Raw genomic sequence first — 21,218 nt, forward strand, 5'->3', positions numbered from 1 at the left:
TCCAGAGCCTACATTCTTCCGCTTCGCAGACAAGAATGGTTGGTCCCTTCATGCACCCCGTCACTCAACTCAACTCATCTCGGCAGTTCGACCTCTTCTTCTTCGAACCAACCCTGCGCTACCAGAGATGACGTCAATCGCGCCGGGCTGTCGGTGTAGCAGACGAGCGCCAAGCTCTCCTCCGCCCGGCTGGCGGTGGCGTCGCCGATCACTCCCGAGGACTATTTGCGGATCAGGAGACTTCTGGGTCTGGCTGGTGTGCCGTATCGCAGTCGGTGTGGAGTTCCCGCAACAAACACAGTTAGTGAGATTGAGAAGCTGTCGGGCGATTTACCGCCCACGACAAGCAAAACTGGCGCATCGCATCGGTACAACGGGTCGCCAGCTATCTTTCGCATTGCCGCCACGTCGACGCCGCTCGGTTCGGCACTGCCCCCAGGATGGGAATGCCACTCACCGACGTAGTGCTGGCCGCTCGTCCATCGCTCACGCAACAACTCTTCGAGGCCATTACGTCCTCTTTTGAACCAGGAACGACCGAACTTAGAATCCACAGGCATTCCTGTGACTTCGGTAATTCGGACAGAGTGTCCTCGATCAAGATACCGGCCGATGAGGATGCCTCCGGTTTCAACAGTGCTGGCTCGACCAGCCAATTCAGTTACCTTGGTCAACAGCGGCAGTTCGAACTCGGCGGAAATATCTGGAGCGATGGAACTATATCGTAAAAGGGAAAACTCAGGCATTCGGATTCACCATTACAATCTGTCCATCATCCTGCTGGCGATAGTAAATCAGGTTCCGGCTCGGGCGCTCGATCGCCCGACGTATTACTCTCGTCCCAAACGACGCCCACAGCCGCATATCTTCGGCCGTCGCAGGAAAGATTGGATGCCAGCAACCTATTCCCTCCATCGTTGAGTCTGTCGGTGTCGGGTTCGGGGTATCAAAGCTTGCCAGCCTGTCGACCGCATCGAAATAAGGGAAGTTGACCTCGGTTGCTGTGTAGGCCAGCAGCCCCTCCGCACCCCACGTGATAGCCAGACTGACAAAGGTCTTTTCTGTCCCCCAGTCAAACTCGGCCATTCGACGCAAGACGTCGTCCGATCCTGTGCAGTCCACCACAATGTCCGCAGCATGCAGCGCGGCGACTACAGTCGGGTCTCTGGGAGGGAAGTCCGTCGCGTACCCGAAGGTGCAACCATCGATCATTGAAGAGTTGAGTGCGCCGGCAAGTGCCAACGCCTTGTTGCGGCCAACCGCCTCAAGGCCAAGTGCGTGCCGGGTAAGATTCCCTACCTCAAGCTTCTCGCCATCCAAGATGCTCAGGTCTCGACTGCCCATTCTGAGCAGATTTTCAGCGATCGCGGCCCCGAGGGCGCCGGCTCCAAGCATGGCGATTTTCGCAGTAGACAGTTTTTTTGATGTCGGTCCACGCTTGCGCAGCTGATCGGAGGACCAATTCATGGTCCTCGTCCACTTCAACGTATCCTTTGACTGCGCGATAGATTTGTCCAATCGTCGCCTATTGGCCTCGTTTGGACGGAAACCCTTCATCTTGGAATGACGGTGTTGCAATGGCACCGCGCCAATTGCCAACCAATGGACTCGTGACGGCTCATCCCCCGCGCGCTCCTCGGCCGGGAAACCAAGTAACAGAGTTAGACCTTCGGTTTTATGGGTTCGCTGTCGGCGCTGGATGCCGGCCTGTTCCAACAGCTCTCCCAGGTCAAAGCCCTGATGAGCAAGCAACACTGACAGCTCGCGCCAAGTTGCTGGTAAACCCCATGGCTCCACCACCGGTATTGCGTCCAACCGTATCCAGATGGCCTCTTTTTGGGCTTTGACTTGGCCGACCCACAAGCCCCAATCGCTCACTTTCAATTTCAAGCCGACATTGTCCGAGTACGCGATCACAACGCTATTGCCATGCGCATTCGGAATATCAACTAGCGTCGCTTGCCCCCAGCGTTGCTTCCTTTCCATCCACGGCACGAAATCGGAAATGGCTTCGTCAAAGCCTATCACCGGGGAAGAGAAGTTTTTGGGCGAAGGAGGGACTTCGAACGGATCCCCGGGTTGTCTCAAACGTCCGGTCGCAGCTGCTTCGATCCACAGCAGCAATCGGCTCAAATTCCAGATTACTCGCTGGACGAGGTCAGAAGGCTCGCTAGACCACTTGTCTCGCCCGAACGCCGCTTCAGGCCTGTCGAGGCAGAGTTTTCCCGAGCGCCAGAGGCCATTATCCTCAAGCGTTCCGTTGTGCAACTGGTGGGGAAATGTGACCTCGATGCCCGTCGACGCGCATGGGTAAATCGCGACGGGATCGTCTCCGGGTGTAAACGAGACAACCAGGTACCAGCCCGTTCGCTGTTCGACAAACTGACTGGGCCGCACCGACAGGCTCGCGGTGATCGGAAGCGCCCATTGCCTGGGCGCAACGCACGCCCAGGTCCCGGTAACCATGATCTGCTCCTCGCCCTCAACTAGCGAAAGCACTTCCTGCAGCGCTGGTGGTACGGCGGGCGAGGGCAAGATCAGGCAAATCGCTGCGTTGTCTGCGGCTCGGCAGGTTTGCTAGGGGTATTGAAGATCGATGGCCTGTCACCACCGCGCGGTCCCGGCAAGGGGAACTTGGTCCCAAGAAGAGAGCGCCACAATTCCGCGGACTCTTGAGCGTCATCACTGTCAAGCGCAGCACGCGCGCGGGCAGCCGCTTCGCTGGCAGCCTTATGGAATGCCTTGAAGTCGTCGACGGACAAACGCTTGAGCACATCATGTTCTGGCACACCGTGGTCCGGCAATACGGGGACCTGCCCAGTTTCCGCAGCGTATTCCCAGGTATCCCGAATGCTTTCCAGCACTTGAACAATGCCAACCGCCATCGACGTCGTACCATCATCAATGACGTTGCCGATCATGTGCTCCAGCGGATAGCCCTTGGGATACTTCGGAAACTCTTCCGATCCGTCCTGCTTCATCCATTTCACCGTGCGTACGATGTTGACGTAGTGGCCGTTGCACGATCGGTTTTTGGCGGCCGTCCATTGGATCTGCGCCAGAGGGTGGGTTCGCCCCCAATCGCCCACCTCGCGGTCAGGAAGATAGAGAGGATGCGGCCGCCATTCACTGGGGGCCATATCATTAAGCAAGGACGCTGCTTCGCCCAGCACTGAAGGCCGCCATTGCCGGTTAAGGCGCCAGGACGGATCTTCTTCCACGCTGTTTGTGGTCAGAACTGAGTTTGACCGATAGAGGCTTTCCATCACGGCCCTGGATTCGGGGTCCTTGGGAAGCGCCGTGATGACCAGATCAAGGTCAACGTAGGATAGTTCGATCCCGAAAGATCGCCCCTGCCAACGCCACTTGCCTTCGTAGTAGCGATCCAGAAACAGCACAAACTTTTTCATCGCCTGCTCGGGTGTGGTGCTGTCGTAGTCGATGTTGGTTACGACAACGATATCGACGTCCGGCCGCTTATCGCCGATCGGACGAATGGCGGTTGAGCGGCGCACGCTACCTTGGAGGAATGTCGCAACGACAAGACCTTTGAGGTCCTGGTCTGCATCCAAGCGCGCGCGCAGCGTGGATGCACCGCCTTTCCAGTCTTCCTTCTGCTTGTCTGTCGGCCGGATCGAAGCCAGAAACTCGGCGAATTGTGGCTTTAGTTCCATGTTCATCCAATCCGGAATGAGGGGTGGTAGGTTTTCGACCCGTTGAAGTCGAATTCGTAGACTGTGACCGGACCGATGGCATCGCGATGCTGGCCAAGGAAAAACGAGAAGGCATTGGGCGCCGAAACGAAGATGTGTGCCCGGGCGCCACTGCGAAGGCGCAGCGCCTCCAGCGCATCGGACACTTGGTCGGCCATAGCGCCCGAGTGTGTCCCCCCCGCCACCGAGTTTTGGCCGACACCATTTCCAGCCTCAAAGTGCAGGATCTTGCCGACATCCGCGAGGGAAGCGCTCACGTATTCTTCGACGTCAGCCAGGGCGTTTCGAGAAAGGCTGATTGCCACGGCGACATCCTTGCCGGAGCCGAGGTCCCTAGTGCTGAGCTTAAGAGGTGGTCCATCGAGCTGGTCATCCGAGCGCCACAGCGACGTTCCGCGGCGGCCCTTCTGCATAAGTTCTACACCAGTGCCCTTTTTGGTGCCCAGCAGCGAGCCCGCCAGAAATGCCACGGTAGCATGCGTGTCGAGATGCAGCCGCATGTCCTTAGTCGTTTGCCGCGTGCGATCAAGGAAGCTTTTGACCTCTGGCATGATCGTATCCGTCCAGTCATTGCCCGGACGCAGCAAGCGCTCATCGAAGTGATCGAGAAGTGACAGATGGTTTTCAGGCGCGGCCAAAAGATAGTCGGTTGGGCCATCGCCAAAGGATCGGATTGCGACATTGCGCCGATCCTCGCTGGCACGAATCCAGTCTTGCTCCTGGCATAGCTGCTCGAAATCGGCCCTCGACAACTTGCTGCGCTCAGTTGCCTTCAGCGCCCGCGCCGCACCATCGAACCTGAACTCAAGATTGTTGCCGCCGCTCTTGAGGCCAACACCCCTGAAGTGGAAATTGACCTCGTCGCGCATCTGTTCGAGGGTGCGGTGACCATCAAAGATGTGAAACGTGTCGAGAATAGCTTTGAGCTCATCGTCGCTCGATAGCTTAAGGTGCTCGCGCCAGCATTTTCGGATTTCGCCCGTCCAACTGCGATCGGTAGTCCCATCGAAGAGTTTTTCGATGTTAATCGAGCCATCTTTGGTTGTGATGAGCTTGCGAAGGTTGTCGGTGTCGAGAATGCGATCGGTAGTTACCAATGTGAAGGTGGAATTGGCCGGCGCTTTTTCCACCGCTTCTTTCAGTCGCTCAAGGATCGAATACCTTGCGGCATGGATAAAGTCGGGGCTTGTGAGATCCTTGAAGCCAAACCGTCCTTCTTGGCTGACGTGAAACTTGACCTGGTGGTGCGCGACCTCAACGGCAAACGACCGCCGACCGGATTTCCCTGGGTTGTAACGCACGACGACATCGTCAAATCCCTTCGGTCCGTCTGCCTCGTAAGAGACTTCGACAACAAAGGGCTGCTCTGGGTCACGAAGGCCCGACGCATGAATCCAAAAGTACCTTGCCTGGTAGTCGTGCCCATCCCAATTGGCGATGACTGCGTCAGCCATATTACCCCCGATTTGTCCTCCAAATGTCAGCGCCGCAATGTCCGTCTTGAATTTGACGGATCTTTTCCATGAACCGGAACGGTCAAGGAATCGATATGCATGATGACAATTGCTATGCGCCTGGTTGCTGCGCATTTACTGCATCTAGGTCGCTATAAATCGCCGTACAAGGGCTGAACGAAAAAAGAACAGAGTAAGGCACAAACTTTTGTTAGGTCGTTATAATTGGGCGTACCCGGTTTCCGGGAAATGTCCGCTTTCGGGAGTTCGCGAGGCCGCGCCCAACGGCCGGAATGGGCGCGTTTCTGCCTGGCAGTAACCGACCCCAGTTCTGACGTTGAAGAACGCGCTATGGAGTCCCGAAAGCTGCCGCTGTTGAGCAATGGTGTTCGGACCGACCGTAGGTTACGTCGGGGCCAGCTAAGCTGCCGAAGGCCTGGGTTTTGCCTGGGCCTCAAGCGCCTTGCGGCCATTGGCGATGCGCTGGGTGATGAGGGCACGGACCAGCTGCAGGATCTGGTGGAAGAGCATCACGGGAAGGATGACGAGACTGACCGCCTGCCCGGCGAAAGGATATTGGCCATGGGTAACCTGCTGAGGAGGCCCTTCTTGGAGCCGCAGAACTAGAGCACCAGGCGGTCCTCCTGCGACAGGCCCGCGGCCTTGCCGACAAAAAAGGTGCCGAACTGGATCGCTGCCTTTGGTAGCCAGACCGCCCATACCCCTACACCGGTGAAATCGTCACGATCTTGACTTTGGTCAGCGCCGCAGTGGGTGAGGAAATTAGAATGATCTCAGGCTCCGAGGCGGGGCTTCCAAGGAGATCACGATGCGCCAAAACTCTGAGATCGAACCCCGGTACACTGACGCCATCCAGGCAGACGCTTTCCGCGACGCAATCCGGGAACGGGTAGTAAAGACGGGACTTCTTGCAGCGCTTACCTTCCCCATGATTTTTGGAACGTCTGGGGCCGCTTTCGCCGCCAGGCTGGAGGTCGGCTCCCTGGCCTGCACGGCCGGAGAGAGCGGCGGCGTCATTGTACTGACGGAGCAAGCGCTGGACTGCGTATTCCAACCTTCCAACGGCGGTGAACCCCAGCAATATGTTGGTGATGTCCGCAAGTTCGGGCTGGATGTTGGCGTGACGGGCGGGACCCAGATCCAGTGGCTTGTTCTCGCCGACGAGTCCGACTGGGATCCTTCGGCGCTTGGCGGCAACTACCTCGGTGTGTCAGCCGATGCGTCCCTCGGCGTCGGTGTGGGCGTCAATGTTCTGCTCGGTGGCACCAACGGCTCCATCGTGCTGCAGCCGGTCAGCGTCCAGGAAGAAGTCGGCCTCGATATCGCCGTCGGCATCACCGACCTTCAGTTGACCCCCGTATAACTGTACCCGACGGCGCCAAAGGGCAGGATTCTAGTTCCGCACCGCAATCGTCGGACCATCAAAATGCAGGCGAGCCAAATGGCCCGCTCGCCTTTTTCAGGCGTCCCACTGCTGTACCGAGTTGACAGCCGTACCGCACCTCCACTTTGGCACATCGATGCCGGGGGGGCGTCCACCCCATTACCCCTCTGCCGGCAACAACCCCAATTTTGGTCGTGCAGCAAAGGTTAGCGTCGATGTCTTTGCTTAATCTACGGCCGCCTCCGAAAACGCCAGTCCCCTTGCCGCCCCTAAGGGGGTAGTCCGGAGCCAACCCCAATGCGGTCTTTGCCGTTAGGAATTGCCTCTCCGTGTAAGCGGACACGGGAAGGCGGAGCACCGATCTGGCCTTTGCGCCAGATGCTGTGACCTTGTTGTGCCTTTGTTCGCATGGCGCTAGCCTGCCAGTATGGTCCCCGCCGTTTTTCTTCCCGGTCTGATTTGCGACGCCTTTATCTGGGAGGCGGCGACCTTGGCACTACCGGGGCAGGCGATCATTGCCGACCTGACAAACGATGATAGCATAGTCGCCATGGCCGACCGTGCGTTATCGGCGGCGCCAGAATGCTTCAACCTCGTAGCGCTCTCAATGGGCGGCGACGTAGGCTGCGGCAGCGCTTGCCACCGGCGCCGCCTGCCTGCTGCTGGCCAAGACCCAGGCGAACTGGGCAATCGCCGTGGCGCTGGCCCTGGTTTTTGCTCCCCACATCGTCGGCGGGCCCGCGGTTCCTGAAGAGCCAAGCGCCGTTCCCGCCCATCTCGCCACAGCCTTTGCCGCAGCCACCCTGGGCACATCCGCAGTCTTCTGGGTGATGCTGGGCGTCCTCTTCGGCCTCGTCAATGATCGTGTCGCCCGGCGCGACGCTTCCCACCCTATCGGAGCTCCTGCTTGACCACCAAGATTCTGGTCATGCAGGCGCTGCGGACCCGGTGAAAATCGATCAACTTACTAAACCTAGGAGTGGCGCTTCCCCAGCCGCTGATCCGCGCCTTCAATTGGCGCCAGATCAAAGCGCGGCTGCCCGTCGACGTTGATCGTGACCGATGCCGCGCGGTGCTTGCCCACGGGCGCTTCGCTGCTGATGAAGCGGCCGTGGGCCGCCAGCGTGAGGGTCAACGAGATGCCAGACCAAATCCCGAAGAAGCACATTTGCGGACAGACCTCGGCGTGTCCTCATCGGTTTCTTCCGGACTGTCGTTTAATCGTCGGTTACAACGTCATAGATGCAAGCCAGCTGGCACCAACTCTGTTTATTTCAAACCGGGCGCTGGGTTGGCCGGCTGCATTTGCATGCTGCAGCTCCTGAGGAAACTTAAATCTGGCGTGGGACGGTGAGATCATCGTTCCTTCATCCGACTACCGACGCCTCCAGCCGCTCATCAACTCAACGACCTCCGCGATCAGCCTCCCAGCGGTTCTGGCTTGTCTTAAAGAGTTGGGGACCTGCCGCAGGAGCAGTATCTGACTAGATGTTGGGGAACCGAAGTAACGGGGTTGGGTCCTGACTGGTTACTTTGGGGGGAGTGGTTGCCGGCCAAGCCGCTTTTAAAAACAGGTGCCTCTAAGATAGCGCCAACAGGATTAAGCGTGCGGATGCCACAGCAATAACACCCGCTAGAACGATGCGGATAGTCTTCGTCGATCTGAGCTTTGCGCTTATTGCGGTGCCCGCAATAGCACCTGCGAGGGCAGCCAAAGCAAAGAAGAATGTGTCCGGCAATGGGTGCTGTCCGATCGCCAGTGCGGCGATCAGCGCTGGCAATGAATTCACCAGTATAAACGGCGCACAAATACTGGCCGCAGTCCTGGTCGTTGCCCGCCTAGAGAATATTAGAAGCGGTGCCACAAAGACGCCGCCGCCTATTCCGCTCAAGCCCGACAGAAAACCGATTGCCGCACCAGCGACAGCTGACCAAGTTCTGCTGGGGCTGATCACCTGCTCTTCTAACTGTCCGTCTCGAAGACGGGCTACAATTAGACAAGCCGCGACCGCTAAGAGAACTCCGGTGACCATCATATAGCCGGACCCCTCGAAGACAATCAGCCCGCCAAACAGGGCCATAGGGATTGAACCCACCACTATTGAGCGGAATAGCTTCCAGTCGATCAGCCCATATTGGTGCAAGCGCCAGGTCGCATAGCCTGAGGCTACAACGTTCAGGACCAGCGCGGTCGGCCGGATTTGTGCTTGGGGGAAATCAGCAAGTGCCATCACCGCTATAAAAGCTGTGCCGCCGGCTTGACCTGCAATGGCATAGACGAAGGACGCCAAAGCGATGAAGATGGCAACAGCTACGATCAAAATTGCCTCGGATTCAAGAGTGCTTCAAGCGGCTTGCTGCATTTTGGCCCAGAGCTAACTAAGTCAGAACTGATATGAATCTTCAGTGATAAACTCTGTCTGCTTTGAATTCCTGTCAGCGTTGTGAGGCGAAGGTCACACGATCAGCAGCCACACGGCCGCCATGGCCATGGTCAGCACGGTGACCACGGCGCCAGCCCGGGAGAACTCGCCAAAGGAAATGGTGAAGCCATAATCCTTCGCCCGTTCCACCATGATGATGCCGGCCAAGCTGCCGAACACCACCAGATTGCTGGAGAAATGCGTGCCCAGCGACAGCGCCGCACCATATTGCGCATCGCCGTTGGAATGCAGGTACGGCACCAGCATGATCACGGCGGGGTTGTTCCCCACGATATTGCTGATGATGCTGCTGACCCAGAAGAGCGTGAAGGGCTGCTGCAGATCAATGCCGCCATGGGCCAGATGCGACAGCAATGTCTGGGGCAGACCGGTGTTGGAAACCGCGGCATTGACGACAAAGAGGCCCATGATCAGCAAGATGAGATCACCATCCACCTGCTTGAGCATGTCGGTTGAGGAAACGCGCCGGCTGATCAACAGCACCCCGGCAGCCGTCAGCGCGATCAGCTCGCGCGGCCAGGGGCTGAAGATAAAGGCGACCACCACTGCCAGTGCCACCACCGCGGCCTTGATGGTTTCGGGCAGGGAAAACGGCGTCTCATCAGTGCTTTGCGCCGGAGACTTCGCCTCCGAATTCTGGCTCAGCTGCCAGCGCCCGCGATAGAGCCAGCTCACGACCAGCCAGATAATGGGCAAGGCCAGGAGCGCGGGCAGCGCCGTCAGCTCGGAGACGCCGGCAAAGGACAGGTTAAGTTTTTGCGCCGCGATCATGTTCTGCGGGCTGCCGATAATGGTGCCGGACGCCCCGGCATTGGCCGCAAAGCAGAAGCCCAGCAGGAACGGAATGGGGTTAAGCTTGCGGTTGAGAGTGATGGACATCAGCAGCGGGGTCATGGCGACTGCCACCACATCATTGGTCAGGAAGGCTGCGAGCAAGCCGCCCACCGCGATCAGGATCGCCAAGAGGGTGGGCGCAGACACCTCGGCGGCCGCCACCTTGCGCGCCATCCAGCCATAAAAGCCGGACACCAGGAAAGCTGCAGACACGACCATCAGGCCAAACAACATGGCGATACTGGGAAAATCGACCGACTGCCAGGCCGCCTCGGGGGCGATCGCGCCCGTCGTCATCATCGCCATGGCGCCGATGACCGCGGCGCCGGTGCGGTCGACCTTGAACCCGGGAAAGCCCCCCAGGGCCATCGCCACATAGACCAGAACAAAGATCAGGATCGTGAGGTCCATGGCGGTGCCGTCCATCCGAAAGGAGACTATGATGGCGCCCGGGACGCGACGACCCCGGACGCTCGCAGCTCGCTTAGTTCTTGATGCCTGTCCTCATGTTCCACAGACTGAAGGCCTGCTCGCCGAGCTTTTCATCCAAACCTTCCCGCTGCAGCGCTTCGGCAACCCGCAGCTTGCCGAAGCGGTCGAGCACCCTCAGAATCACGGCGGTGACTACGGCGGCGTAGATGACGACAACGAGGATACCCACGATCTGCACCAGCAACTGGCGCGGACCGGCGGAAACGGCATTGATGTGGGAGCTCGCGAGCAGGCCGATCAGGATCGAGCCGGTAATGCCGCCCACACCATGGGCGCGGAACACTTCGAGCGTGTCATCGACCTTGAGCCAGGACTGGATATATTTGGCGTAGTAGCATGCCGTCGCGCCCACGGCGCCGATCAGCAGGGCAGCCATGGGCTCCACATAGCCCGAGGCAGGCGTGATCGTCGCCAGACCGGTGACCGCACCAACGAGGAGCCCCGAGAAGCTGGGGTGCCCGGTCTCGCGCCATTCCCAGAACATCCACACCAGCATGGCAACTGAGCCGGCCAGCATGGTGTTGGTGAAAGCATAGGCCGCGAGCGCATCGGCCCCGTAGGCGCCGCCGGCATTGAAGCCGAACCAGCCGAACCACAGCAGGCCTGCGCCAAGGGCAACCAGCGGCAGGCTAGCCGGGGCGGAGCTGCCTTCCGCCACGGCGCGCTTGCCGAGGTAGCGTGCGGTCACCAGTGCCGAAACGCCAGCCGAAGCATGGATCACGATGCCGCCAGCAAAGTCCACCACGCCCAGGCGGGACAGGAACCCGCCGCCCCAGATCCAGTGCGCCACGGGCAGGTAGACGATGATGGTCCAGAGGGCGACGAACCAGAGATAGGCTGCAAACCGGATGCGCCCCACGAAGGCCCCGGTCATCAGTGCCGGGGTAATGATGGCGAACATCATCTGGTAGCCAAACACGAGGATGAAAGGCACGTCGCCGGCATAGTTGGCATTGGGTTCAACGCCCACATGATACATGCCGAAATATGAACCGATATTGCCGATGATCCCGCCCAGTGAGGGGCCGAACGCCAGGCTGAACCCGCCAAACACCCAGATGATGCCGACTACGCCGATGCAGACAAAATTCTGGATCATGATCGAAAGCACGTCTCGATCTCTCACCAGCCCCCCATAGAACAACGCCAGCGCGGGCGTCATCATCATGACGAGGGCAGTGCAGACCAGAACGAAGGCGGTATCACCGGCGTTGATGGCACTCATGTGTCTCCCCTCCTTGTTGAGCTTTAAGAGCTAGCACCACCCGGATGCCCAGGACTTGTCATTCATCAAGAAGTGCGCCGCGACGGGACTATGACGATGGGGCGCCGTCCGGCTTCTGCGCCATGAACAGGTAAAGGGCTGTCGCACGTTCCAGATGCATATTGAAGGCCGACAGGATCGGTGTTGTTAGCGGCAGCGCTGTTCTCTCGCCCCGCCTGAAGCGATCATCGGATGGGACGCTGGCACCGTCTGCATGCCGTAGCGTGCGTCCGGAAGTGGCTCGTCGTTGCTGATGGGCTTTTCGATCGTCCTTATTGCCTTGACCGAAGGCAAGGCCGCCAACCCGCATTCGGATAGAGTTGCACCCCTTCTGGGCTCCTCAGGCGCAGGTTGCAGCAGGAATAGGGAATTCGCCGTGTCATTGGGTGGACTCAGTGCAGGCGATCGGGTGAGGTGTAATGGTCGCAACCGAAGACGTGCACTATCCTGTTCCGGAACGATCCAAACCCAAGGCAATCAGGGGCCGGCTGAGCTATCTTGCTCTCGCCACAGCGGTGGGAGTGATTGCGGGTGCCATTGGCTCTGTGTTCCACCTCGCAATCAACACACTGCTGCACTGGCCCACGCAGTTGCGCGGGGTGCTCGACGGACCATTGTTGGTGATCGTGGCAGCCCTGATTACCCTGGTCGCCACGGTGGCAAGTGTTGCGCTGGTACGCCACGCGGCACCTGAAGCCGGCGGCAGTGGCGTTCAGGAGGTGGAAGGCGCAATGGCCGGCCAGCGAGAGATCCATGGCGCGCGGGTGCTGCCAGTCAAGTTCGTTGGCGGGGTAGCTGCCATTGGATCCGGCTTGGTTCTGGGGCGCGAGGGACCGACTATCCATATAGGTGCGTCGGTGGCTGCGATGCTCTCGCGGCGGTTTGCCCTTGATGCTACGGAGCGCAGCGGCTTGCTGGCGGCGGGAGCAGCCGCAGGCCTGGCCTGCGCCTTTAATGCCCCGGTCGCCGGTGTGTTGTTTGTGATCGAGGAAACTCGACGACAGTTTCCATATCGGTACGACACCTATATGGGCGTTATCGCTGCTGCCCTCCTTTCCACCGTCATGACCCAATGGATTGGTGGCATGGCTCCGGACCTCACCATGGAGGCCGCCCGGATGCCTATAGCCATGCTGCCGCTCTTTGTGCTGCTCGGGGGTCTTTTGGGTGCAGTTGGTGTGTTGCTCAATGCCAGCCTCCTCAAGGCGCTGGATTTTGCGGCAGCTATCGGTGCTAAGGCCCCTTACTTGTACCCAGCGGTCATCGGTGCTGCAGTCGGCGCACTCCTGGTGCTGCTGCCGCAAACCGTCACAGGCGGCGAGGCTGTCATCACAGCGCTGGTACGCGAGCAACCCGGCGTGATGATACTGGTGGCGCTCGCGGCGGTTCGCTTCTGCACGACGGTGGGGAGTTACTCGACCGGCGTACCCGGCGGCATCTTCGCGCCCATTCTTTCCCTGGCAGCCTGCATCGGGCTCGCCTTTGCCGGTGTTCTCAACATGATTGTTCCCGACGGCAGCATTATCCCGGCAGCTTTCGCTATAGCAGCAATGGGTGGACTTTTCACCGCTTGCGTACGCTCGCCCATCGTTGGTGTAGTGCTGACGCTGGAACTCACCGGGGCCTATGATGTCGCCGTGCCGCTGCTCGCTACCTGCCTCGTCGCCAATCTCACCGCGCAATGGCTGGGCGGCAAGCCGATTTACGAGCAGTTGCTCGCCCGCACTTTGGCTGCTGGTGGTATCAAACAACAGGCTCGCAGTACCAAAAGCGATGATGCGACGCGCGAGGATTGAAGCGCAAACGACCTGAAAGCGCGGGCCGACCCCTTTTTCGGCCCAAACTTGACGGTGATCAATACAAGCACCTCCTGCCTCTCCTAAGTATTGTCGGCGATTTTGCTCCGGAACGCTGCCACCGCGCCACCTTGCATGATGGCAGAGAGCCCGGTGCAATCGGTTGCTGTTCAACCACCAGAAAGTGCGTGCCATGAACTTCGGCATCAGCATCCTGTTTCGAGCTATCCCCCTGATTATGGGTGCAGTCTGCCTTGGCCTGGGATCATATGTCCTCGCTGGTGGAACGGATGCCAGCCATTTCGTGCCCGGACACGTGCTGATCGCCCTGGCGGCAATCTGCATTGCCTTGTTTACCACGGCGGCGATGATCATCCGGCAGTTGACCCACACTTTCGCACCGAAGTGGAAGATCATTCTCCCCATAATCGGCTATACCGTTGCAGTCGCAACAAGTGCGTGGGGGCTGTGGATCCGGGGCGGGAGTGCCGCCCCCCAGGCCTTTGTCGCCGGTCACGTCATGTTTGGCATCGGGCTGATTGCGGCGTGCGTCTCCACCGTGGCGACTGCATCCTCCCAATTCACGCTTATTCCCAAGAACTCTGCTGGCCGCCACGAAGATGGTCCGCCCGCCGCAGCGTTTAGCGCGGGCGTGGGCAGGATACTGATCAGTGTTCCGGTCATGGCCACGCTGGCCAGCGGGTCATGGGCCGCAATACTGCTGACCAACGAAGCGGTGGCGGATCATTTTGTCGCCGGTCACGTCCTCATGGGGCTGGCCTTGATCTGCTCCAGCCTGATCGCCCTTGTGAGCACAGTCGTGCGCCAGGTGCGTAATGAATTCGATGAGCGCGAGCGCTGGTATTGGTCCCTGTGGGTGCTGCTCATGGGTAGCACGGCATTCCTGTGGGGTTTGTTCGTGCTGTTTGGCTCCGACCGCCCCGAACGGATCGCCCCCGGCTGTGTTCTGCTCGGGCTCGGCATGATCTGTTACAGCATCTTTTCCAAGGTATGGCTGCTCGCATGCGTCTGGCGGCGCGATTTCCCCCTGGCCAACAGGGTCCCGCTCATTCCGGTGATGACCTGCTTGGCTTGTCTGTTCTTTGCGGCGTTCTTGTCAGAAGCGGCATTGAGCGATGCTGACTTCCTTGTTCCCGCGCGCGTGCTCACGGGGCTCGGTGCGGTTTGCTTCACGCTGTTCTCGATCGTTTCGATCCTGGAGGCGGGCACTTCGAAATAGCGCGGCTGTTCAGGGAATGCCACCGCGTTTTGGGACATGCCGGTCTGGACAGTCACTGGGCCGGTGGGGGCGTGTTCTTTCATAAGCTTCCTGCACGGGCCTATTCGGGAGGACCGAGGATGGTTGAAGCTGACCCCATGAATGCGGTTGAGGAAGCAATAAGAGAACTGTCAGTTGGCCGCCCTGAGCTTGGCATTCAAACCGGGGGCCCGAGCGACGCGAGCTCGCTGGACCGGGTTGCAGCCGGTCCAAAGTTGCTGGAATGGCTTGACGATACGGCAACGGTGGCAGCCGGTGTCGACCGTAGGACCGCAGCCGCGTACCTTATGAGCATCCTGGTGTGGCGTCTGGGTGAGGTGCTTGCCCACCTCTATCTAGAAGGTGCAGCCACGCTCCAGCTTGATGCGACCAACGTTCTGGCCAGTCTTCGGGTGACAGGGCATGGTCGTGCGCGTGACATCGGCTTCCAGTTCATGCTGGTCGGTGGGAGGCCAATGGCGCCCCTTCAGCGGGAGATATTTGTGGGTTCGGTGATCGCAGTGCACCGGCCGCTGGTAGATGCACTGAGCCAAGGGACAGGATTGTCGAGGCAGGCCTTGTGGCGCCTTGTCACCGACGGGATGACGAACGGCTTTCTGGTCTGGGGGAAGCTGAACGGACGCCTGGACTATACCAAGTTGGAAGCCGCTGCCGTCGTTCGACAGCAACCGCTGCATAACCGGCAATGGCAGTTTGTCGAGGCGATCGGGACATCCGGTCGACGGGAGTGGTTTCGTCTGCGGGGCGGGTGTTGCCGGCTCTACAAGAGCGCAGGCGGTGAGTATTGCGCCAACTGCGTCGTGCGCGATCGCGAGGATCAGATGCAACGCCTCTCCGCCCGCGTCTAGTCTCCAGCATCCGTGGACTGCACTCATCCGGGTAGCGCCGGGGAGAAGGCTCGCGGCTCGCACCTGGCGCATGGCACTGGAACTCCGATCCGGCAAGCCGCTTATCCACTCATCGAGCCGGCGGCCAACGGCCAGTCTGCCGGTGCGGCGTCCTATTTCTACCCGAAGGAGCTCCAGCTTTGGATCATGGAACGCACCCCATCTGAGATCTTGGCTCGGGGCTCGCCACCGTCATCAGGGAAGCAAGGTTGGCTATACCGGGTGGCTCCTGAGCTCGACCCGGCGATCGATGACGCATCATTTTCCCGGCCGATCCAAGCCGCCACTCCCTTGGAGAAACACGTCGGCGTCCGGAGCAATACCTTCCTGTTCCACTCTGGCAGATCGCCGGTGTCTGTCGGATCGATCTAACCGACATCGATCGCCGCTGCCGTACTGATCAGGCGACCAGCTTGCGCAACAGATCAATGCCGATGACAATGAGCAGAAGCGCGTAAGTGAGCTGCAATGTCCTCTCGTTCATCTTGTGGCTGACACTCACGCCGATCGGCGCACCAATCATGACTGTCGGCACCATAACGAGGAAAATGACAACGTCGACATAGCCGAGAGAGTAAGACGGCAGATCCTTGGCATTCCAGCCGCCGATGATAGCTCCGATCGCGCCCACTGTGCCAGTGATTAGACCAGTCGCGGCCGAAATGGCCATCGCGCGTTCCAGATTCATGTTGAAGGCTGAGAGGGTCGGCGTTGTTAGCGTGCCGCCGCTGGTACCGGTCATCGCAGCGATGAGGCCGACAACCGAGGAGATACCAACCATCTTTGCACCCTTCGGCGGCTCCTGACCCAAGGTAAAGCGCCCATGGCTGAACGCGATGTAGAAACCGACCAGGACAATATAGATCGAAAACAGGGCTTGCAGGATTTCAGTCGAGCCGAATGGCAGCAGGATCGATCCGATGACAACACCAATGAAAAGGCCTATGGCCCAGGTCTTGAATAACCCCAAATCGAGATCGCCGAGCTTGTAGTGCTTGCGAGTGGAAGCGATTGCGCTCGGTATGACGAGTGCCATTGAGGTCGCGGTTGCCACATGCATCATCACCGGATGGGCGATGCCGAGCCATGGGAACAAATAGATGAAGATCGGCATGCGGATGGTGCCTCCGCCGATACCGAACAGCCCCGCGAAGAAGCCGGAGACCAGACCAACCACTGCGAAAATGATGATGCGTAGCAGGAGATCTTCCATGGCGTGGTATTCCTCTGCTCTTGCCTAAGGGCGCACTGGTCGTGGTGATGTCTGAGACCGTGTTGCGACAAACGTCGGCGGTTGAAACTCCAGCCTCGTGCTCGAGCAACAGGGCATAACTGTTCCCTGAAACCTTGGTCGCTTTGTCGTCCGGTTCTTCTTCGGCCGGAGCTTCAGCCTCATCTGGAGGAATGTGCGGGGTGACAGTAAGGGCCGCACACATCATCGACTTACGTCGGGCTTCCCATCCATGGCAGTGGCAGGCGGGCGAGCAGATCCATCCGGCTTTCTCGCCCGCTTACCGTTGCTTACTGGTCTCTGAAACACGCAATGTGAAATGAACGGCGCGCAGGCTTACCGCCCACGTCATAGGTATGCACCTGCATCTGACTTGGATCCTGAGTGAGTCCGACTGTGATAAAGCCAGGCTGGACATCCTCTTCCAAAGCGCTGCCGATAGTGCCCGCAAAGTTTGTCTTGGCGTCGCCCTGGAGCGGAATTTTCCAGGTGATCAGATATTCGTTTTCGCCCTTCGTCTCGCATTTATCGATCATATAGCCACGGGCGATCGTGCCATCCGATTTGATCACACACGCCAACCGGTTTTCGAATTGTGCCATGCTACTCTCTCCTGAGTTGTTTGCGGCCAGCACAGTAGGGAGGGGATCTACAACCCCATGTGCCCGGCGCCAAGTCACTGCAAAATCTTCCGTCCCGACAATGGACCGGAGTTCATTGCCGGAACGGTGAAGGACATGCTCATCGAACTAAAGTCCGATCTGCACTGCCACCGTGGTCACTGGATGCCGGGAAACATCACGCCTTCAATTTGTCCGACGAACAGCACCAGCCCCATGCCAGCGACGGCGGCGCCCGCCAGGCGTACCTTCATTCGGCCAACAGCATCACTGGCGACGAGCCAGCGCGTGGCCAGACCGGCCAGCACTATCACGCCCAACTGGACCAGGGAGAAGCCAGCGAGATAGGCGATGAGCGGCGTCTGCTCCGACCCGAAGATCGACTCGCCGTAAGCCCACCCATGAAAGAGCCCCGCGCCGGCGAAAAGAACGCCGAGCACGAGCGCGGAAAGCGAGCGGTTTGTGGCGATGATGGCTCCGAGCAGGAGTACCGTAGCGGCGATGACCAGTTCGGCTACGGGCAGCGTGACCCCGGCGAGATGGATAAGACATCCGGCGAGGGTCCCGGCTACGAACAAGGGCGCCAGCGTCCAAAGGCGGCCCGCAAGTGCGGCTGTAATGCCGACCGCGACGACGAAGGCTAAGTGGTCAACTCCGATCACAGGATGCCCGGCGCCGGAAAGCAGGCCCTGTCCGAAAGTCTGCGGAAGCTGACCGCCCATCACATGGTGGGCAAATGCCGCGTTGGTGCCCGCCATAAGGAGAGGCACCGCGCATGCGAGGCGTATAACGTGAGAACGATGTATTGCCATGATATGTCTACCTTCATTGTTCCTAAACAGCTTCAAGCCGCGCCCTGACGGTACGGATGTGACGGGCGAGTTCCTCCTCGCTCAGCAGCCCGCGTCGGACCATGATGTGAGCGAGTGCGAGGAGCTGACGTTCCGGATTCGGAATTTCGCTGTACACCGTCTCACCAAGCTCATCCTCGGCGTGTCGCCGCTCGAGTGAATCAAGAGCGCCGACCGCTGACAGAGCGTCGCAGGTTGCATCGAGGCACACCTGCCATGGCGGTTCTGGCTGGGTAACGCACCAACGGGGCGCAAGCTTGGCCCAGGTTTGATCCTCGTTTCGTAAGGACTCGAGCAATTCAATGCGACGAAGGTCGACGTGACGCCCTTCGGTCTGCTCCTGAATACCTACAGTGCTCCCGCTCATGGTGAGGCCTCCGTCGGCCTGCCACCGCTATGGACCGGCCGGCTGGCCTTGTGGATCGGATGAGGACCGTCCGATGTCCTGCCGGGCTTCGGCATGGCAATGCCGATCATGGTGTCGCGGGTGACGATTTGGGCGAGTTGCTCCTCCGTCCAGCCCTCGGTGCCCGCAGGTCTTACGGGAAGGACCATAAAGCGGCTCTTGGCGTTGGAGTCCTCCACCCGCAGCTCGACCTCGGGCGGGAGAAGCAATCCGAACTCCGCCAGCACCTCACGCGGCCAGCGGACTAACCTGCGTCGGTAGTTGGGCGAGCGGTACCAATAAGGCGAGTGGCCGAGCAAAGGCCGCGGATAACATGAGCAGAGAGTGCACACGATGACATGATGCACCTCCGGCGTATCTTCGAGTACGGTCAGGTGCATGTAGTCGCTTGTGGTGCCAAAGCCCGACGGCTCGGCCCAGTCGACGCCGACCTCCTTGCTGGCAGCAAGGGGATCGTCGAATACCCGGGACTTGTATGCCGGGTCAGTCCAGGCCTTTGCGACCATTCTCGAGCCTGCGGCCGGCGACCTCGCGTCGTTCCATTCGGAGAACACTCGGTGATCTTCGGCGGTGAACAGGCCTTTCTCGATCGCCAGCTCACGGACGGCTAGCTCCAGAACTTCGAAGTCGGAAATCTCATCGACCATAGGCGCTGCCGTATGGTCGTGGCCGCCGTCTTCCGGATGGTCGTGGCCGCCGTGGTTATGTGTATTTGCCATGTTCTGCTCCTATGGCTAGGTCAAATGCTTCGGTTAGTCCGCGGCCTCGAGCCACATGTCCGGGTATTCGCTCTGAAGGGTATCGTTTTCGAACGGATACTCTGCCCACAGATCCTTCTGCTGGAACCGGACGATGTAGTACTGCTCCTGGGGGGCGTCGTACCGTTCCCAGGCCTCGTCCGCGGGAACGAGGTCCGGGTATGTCAGGGCAGCAATCGTCCCGGTGATGTTTCGGGCGTACTTCTGGGTACGAGTGTAGAATATCGCCGGCAAATCCTTCACTCGAACGCGGTCGCCGACCTTGAAGCGGGCAGGCCGGATTTCACCAGTGCCTTCCCAAGGGGCCTTGGGCCCATAGTCAGGGTGCTGCCCGGTTCCGGTTTTACCGCTGTTGCCGGTGTTGGTGCTAACGTTGGTCTGTGCGCCGGCGCTGATGCTTGACGTAGCATGCCCGGCGCGCTCAGCATTTCCCCCCAATCTTTGCCTTATCTCTCCGATCTTCTCCTGAAGCTCGAGCAGCGAAACGTAGTCTTTGTCGACCAGCATTTTCGCAGCGCCCCAGATCCAACGTGCGTTGTAGGGGAAGTTGTAATAGAGGGTCAGGCCTATATCGTTGGCATAGATGCGGCGCCTTTCTTCGGCGTTCCACATGCCCCTGAAACCGAGGACCTCGCAGGTGATGTAGGCGTTGTTCTCCCACTCCTCATCCTCTTTTTCTTCGTATATTTGAGGCGCGCAGGGCTGCCCCCCGACATCGTGTGGGGGCCATATAAGGGCCTCGTATCGGATATGCGGGACCTCGTAAGGCCAGTCTTGCTCTTGATGGATCGCCGGCATCAATTGGGTGCCGGTTTCGTAGATTTTGCGGGTTTCGCTCGGTGACGGCATCGCGCTTTCTCCTTCGTTTCAAGTCGAGACAGATGGCCTTGCATCGGTCACGGCAGTCGACGTAAACGGCTGCGAGACGTGGCGCCGTAGGCCTGATCTCGTATGGCGCAAACTCATCTGCACCAAAGTCGCCTTTGACATCGGGGGGTAATAGGGAGTTCGGACACGAAGTACCGGATCAGAGATCTGTTGTGTCCGAACTATATCCCCGCGCTGTACCTGGGCAGTAAAGCAGCTTGCCGATCGCCGTTCCTTGATTTTTCACAAGTTCCGAGCAGTTCAAGCGCAGAAGCATTGGGAGTCTACGGGGAGCGGGGACTTCAATGATGGTCTTCTTGGTCGCCCTTGCCGCCCCCGCCGGGCATGGAAACACCGGCGGCAAGGACGAACGCCACCCTTGCCTGTTGATGGCGTGGCGATGGAGACCGGCAATCTCACACCATGGCTGACGGTTGGGCTCCGAGCCCGCGCGGGCGGGACTTTCTGTTCCGGCCCCACGGTCATTGATTCTGCTGCAGGTGGATGTCCGCTTGGGGAATCACAGAGGTTCTCCGTACGGCCGGAATGAAGCGCCTTCGGCCCTGGCAGGCATCGGCCCCGTTTCAGCTGTTTACGCATCTGTAAGATACTACTGGGAGCTGCCGCGATCACCTATGTGCATACTCTGTAACAACGGGGCATTCATCGGCCCTACATCTGCGGCGACGGATCCTCCAATGTTGGCACCGGGCGCGGCTCGACGGCAGTGTGCCCTTGGTCGAGCCGCTCGCGCGAAGGGGCTCCTGCGGCGGTACCCGTCACATGGGACGACCTCGAAACGGCCGAGGCTGCCAACCAGTTCACCCTGGCGCTGGCGGCCGAGCGCGCCAAACTGCCCGATCCTGGACCGGCTATTTCGGGGTGGACCAGGCCATTACCCCGGCCATGCGTAAGGA

The 21,218-nt window shown here is 59.5% G+C and carries 19 protein-coding genes and 1 pseudogene; 6 read left to right on the forward strand and 14 right to left on the reverse strand.

The window, feature by feature from the left end:
• Window positions 1-221: 221 nt before the first annotated feature.
• The 4 genes from AC3YOG_RS19725 to AC3YOG_RS19740 form a co-directional block, all read right to left on the reverse strand.
• Entirely contained in the window at window positions 222-746 is a 525-nt protein-coding gene (locus AC3YOG_RS19725) for a Mov34/MPN/PAD-1 family protein (RefSeq protein ID WP_489936325.1), read from the reverse strand.
• Entirely contained in the window at window positions 739-2,466 is a 1,728-nt protein-coding gene (locus tag AC3YOG_RS19730) for a ThiF family adenylyltransferase (protein ID WP_489936326.1), read from the reverse strand. The genes AC3YOG_RS19725 and AC3YOG_RS19730 overlap by 8 nt, the downstream gene beginning before the upstream one ends.
• A 71-nt stretch (window positions 2,467-2,537) precedes the next feature.
• Window positions 2,538-3,674 (reverse strand): SMODS domain-containing nucleotidyltransferase, encoded by a 1,137-nt coding sequence (locus AC3YOG_RS19735; RefSeq protein ID WP_489936327.1) that lies wholly within the window; start codon window positions 3,672-3,674, stop codon window positions 2,538-2,540.
• Window positions 3,675-3,676: 2 nt separating this feature from the next.
• On the reverse strand, window positions 3,677-5,302 hold the full coding sequence (locus tag AC3YOG_RS19740) for an SAVED domain-containing protein (protein WP_489936328.1): 1,626 nt from the start codon (window positions 5,300-5,302) through the stop codon (window positions 3,677-3,679).
• A 694-nt stretch (window positions 5,303-5,996) separates the two neighbouring features.
• On the opposite strand from AC3YOG_RS19740, the gene AC3YOG_RS19745 reads away from it, so the two are divergent.
• On the forward strand, window positions 5,997-6,551 hold the full coding sequence (locus AC3YOG_RS19745) for a DUF992 domain-containing protein (RefSeq protein ID WP_489936329.1): 555 nt from the start codon (window positions 5,997-5,999) through the stop codon (window positions 6,549-6,551).
• Between the two features lie 683 nt (window positions 6,552-7,234).
• Window positions 7,235-7,483 carry a CbtA family protein gene (locus AC3YOG_RS19750; RefSeq protein WP_489936357.1) on the forward strand — a complete coding sequence of 83 codons (249 nt, stop codon included), beginning with the start codon at window positions 7,235-7,237 and terminating at the stop codon, window positions 7,481-7,483.
• Between the two features lie 62 nt (window positions 7,484-7,545).
• Here the strand turns inward: AC3YOG_RS19750 and AC3YOG_RS19755 are convergent, their stop codons facing one another.
• From AC3YOG_RS19755 to AC3YOG_RS19770, 4 genes are all read right to left on the reverse strand, one after another.
• Window positions 7,546-7,707, reverse strand: a complete 162-nt coding sequence (locus tag AC3YOG_RS19755) for a hypothetical protein (protein ID WP_489936330.1) — start codon at window positions 7,705-7,707, stop codon at window positions 7,546-7,548.
• A 445-nt stretch (window positions 7,708-8,152) separates the two neighbouring features.
• Window positions 8,153-8,893 carry a sulfite exporter TauE/SafE family protein gene (locus tag AC3YOG_RS19760; protein ID WP_489936331.1) on the reverse strand — a complete coding sequence of 247 codons (741 nt, stop codon included), beginning with the start codon at window positions 8,891-8,893 and terminating at the stop codon, window positions 8,153-8,155.
• A 135-nt stretch (window positions 8,894-9,028) separates the two neighbouring features.
• Entirely contained in the window at window positions 9,029-10,261 is a 1,233-nt protein-coding gene (locus AC3YOG_RS19765; protein WP_489936332.1) for an ArsB/NhaD family transporter, read from the reverse strand.
• Between the two features lie 73 nt (window positions 10,262-10,334).
• Window positions 10,335-11,567 carry an ammonium transporter gene (locus tag AC3YOG_RS19770; RefSeq protein WP_489936333.1) on the reverse strand — a complete coding sequence of 411 codons (1,233 nt, stop codon included), beginning with the start codon at window positions 11,565-11,567 and terminating at the stop codon, window positions 10,335-10,337.
• Between the two features lie 458 nt (window positions 11,568-12,025).
• Between AC3YOG_RS19770 and clcA the strand changes: the two genes are divergently transcribed.
• The 3 genes from clcA (at window position 12,026) to AC3YOG_RS19785 (ending at window position 15,529) form a co-directional block, all read left to right on the forward strand.
• Window positions 12,026-13,402: a H(+)/Cl(-) exchange transporter ClcA gene (gene clcA, locus AC3YOG_RS19775; RefSeq protein ID WP_489936334.1), complete on the forward strand. Its 1,377-nt coding sequence runs from the start codon at window positions 12,026-12,028 to the stop codon at window positions 13,400-13,402.
• Window positions 13,403-13,595: 193 nt separating this feature from the next.
• Window positions 13,596-14,642 (forward strand): DUF2776 family protein, encoded by a 1,047-nt coding sequence (locus tag AC3YOG_RS19780; protein ID WP_489936335.1) that lies wholly within the window; start codon window positions 13,596-13,598, stop codon window positions 14,640-14,642.
• 119 nt (window positions 14,643-14,761) lie between these two features.
• Entirely contained in the window at window positions 14,762-15,529 is a 768-nt protein-coding gene (locus tag AC3YOG_RS19785; RefSeq protein WP_489936336.1) for a (2Fe-2S)-binding protein, read from the forward strand.
• Window positions 15,530-15,968: 439 nt separating this feature from the next.
• On the opposite strand, the gene AC3YOG_RS19790 is transcribed toward AC3YOG_RS19785, so the two are convergent.
• The 6 genes from AC3YOG_RS19790 to AC3YOG_RS19815 all read right to left on the reverse strand — a co-directional run bounded on the left by AC3YOG_RS19790 (window position 15,969) and on the right by AC3YOG_RS19815 (window position 20,283).
• Window positions 15,969-16,781, reverse strand: coding sequence for a sulfite exporter TauE/SafE family protein (locus AC3YOG_RS19790; protein WP_489936337.1), 813 nt, complete (start codon window positions 16,779-16,781; stop codon window positions 15,969-15,971).
• Between the two features lie 308 nt (window positions 16,782-17,089).
• A complete protein-coding gene (locus AC3YOG_RS19795; RefSeq protein ID WP_489936338.1) occupies window positions 17,090-17,401 on the reverse strand; it encodes a hypothetical protein in 312 nt (103 codons plus the stop codon).
• Window positions 17,402-17,577: 176 nt separating this feature from the next.
• Complete coding sequence (locus AC3YOG_RS19800; protein WP_489936339.1) at window positions 17,578-18,177, reverse strand: HupE/UreJ family protein; 600 nt, start codon at window positions 18,175-18,177, stop codon at window positions 17,578-17,580.
• Between the two features lie 76 nt (window positions 18,178-18,253).
• A complete protein-coding gene (locus AC3YOG_RS19805; RefSeq protein ID WP_489936340.1) occupies window positions 18,254-18,637 on the reverse strand; it encodes a hypothetical protein in 384 nt (127 codons plus the stop codon).
• Window positions 18,634-19,395 (reverse strand): thiocyanate hydrolase subunit gamma, encoded by a 762-nt coding sequence (gene scnC / locus AC3YOG_RS19810; RefSeq protein ID WP_489936341.1) that lies wholly within the window; start codon window positions 19,393-19,395, stop codon window positions 18,634-18,636. Before scnC ends, AC3YOG_RS19805 begins: the two co-directional genes overlap by 4 nt.
• A gap of 33 nt (window positions 19,396-19,428) precedes the next feature.
• A complete protein-coding gene (locus AC3YOG_RS19815) occupies window positions 19,429-20,283 on the reverse strand; it encodes an SH3-like domain-containing protein (protein WP_489936342.1) in 855 nt (284 codons plus the stop codon).
• 694 nt (window positions 20,284-20,977) lie between these two features.
• Between AC3YOG_RS19815 and ligD the strand changes: the two are divergent.
• Window positions 20,978-21,142, forward strand: a pseudogene (ligD, locus tag AC3YOG_RS19820) (non-homologous end-joining DNA ligase LigD); the annotation flags it as partial.
• Window positions 21,143-21,218 lie beyond the last annotated feature (76 nt).

It is taken from the genome of Devosia sp. Z6_126 (assembly GCF_058133495.1).

Coding starts and splice junctions, on each gene's coding strand:
- AC3YOG_RS19725 (WP_489936325.1), bottom strand. CDS start 746: ATGCCTGAGTTTTCCCTTTTACGATATAGTTCCATCGCTCCAGATATT.
- AC3YOG_RS19730 (WP_489936326.1), bottom strand. CDS start 2,466: ATGGTTACCGGGACCTGGGCGTGCGTTGCGCCCAGGCAATGGGCGCTT.
- AC3YOG_RS19735 (WP_489936327.1), bottom strand. CDS start 3,674: ATGGAACTAAAGCCACAATTCGCCGAGTTTCTGGCTTCGATCCGGCCG.
- AC3YOG_RS19740 (WP_489936328.1), bottom strand. CDS start 5,302: ATGCGCAGCAACCAGGCGCATAGCAATTGTCATCATGCATATCGATTC.
- AC3YOG_RS19745 (WP_489936329.1), top strand. CDS start 5,997: ATGCGCCAAAACTCTGAGATCGAACCCCGGTACACTGACGCCATCCAG.
- AC3YOG_RS19765 (WP_489936332.1), bottom strand. CDS start 10,261: ATGGACCTCACGATCCTGATCTTTGTTCTGGTCTATGTGGCGATGGCC.
- AC3YOG_RS19770 (WP_489936333.1), bottom strand. CDS start 11,567: ATGAGTGCCATCAACGCCGGTGATACCGCCTTCGTTCTGGTCTGCACT.
- clcA (WP_489936334.1), top strand. CDS start 12,026: ATGGTCGCAACCGAAGACGTGCACTATCCTGTTCCGGAACGATCCAAA.
- AC3YOG_RS19780 (WP_489936335.1), top strand. CDS start 13,596: ATGAACTTCGGCATCAGCATCCTGTTTCGAGCTATCCCCCTGATTATG.
- AC3YOG_RS19785 (WP_489936336.1), top strand. CDS start 14,762: ATGGTTGAAGCTGACCCCATGAATGCGGTTGAGGAAGCAATAAGAGAA.
- AC3YOG_RS19790 (WP_489936337.1), bottom strand. CDS start 16,781: ATGGAAGATCTCCTGCTACGCATCATCATTTTCGCAGTGGTTGGTCTG.
- AC3YOG_RS19795 (WP_489936338.1), bottom strand. CDS start 17,401: ATGGCACAATTCGAAAACCGGTTGGCGTGTGTGATCAAATCGGATGGC.
- AC3YOG_RS19800 (WP_489936339.1), bottom strand. CDS start 18,177: ATGGCGGGCACCAACGCGGCATTTGCCCACCATGTGATGGGCGGTCAG.
- AC3YOG_RS19805 (WP_489936340.1), bottom strand. CDS start 18,637: ATGAGCGGGAGCACTGTAGGTATTCAGGAGCAGACCGAAGGGCGTCAC.
- scnC (WP_489936341.1), bottom strand. CDS start 19,395: ATGGCAAATACACATAACCACGGCGGCCACGACCATCCGGAAGACGGC.
- AC3YOG_RS19815 (WP_489936342.1), bottom strand. CDS start 20,283: ATGCCGTCACCGAGCGAAACCCGCAAAATCTACGAAACCGGCACCCAA.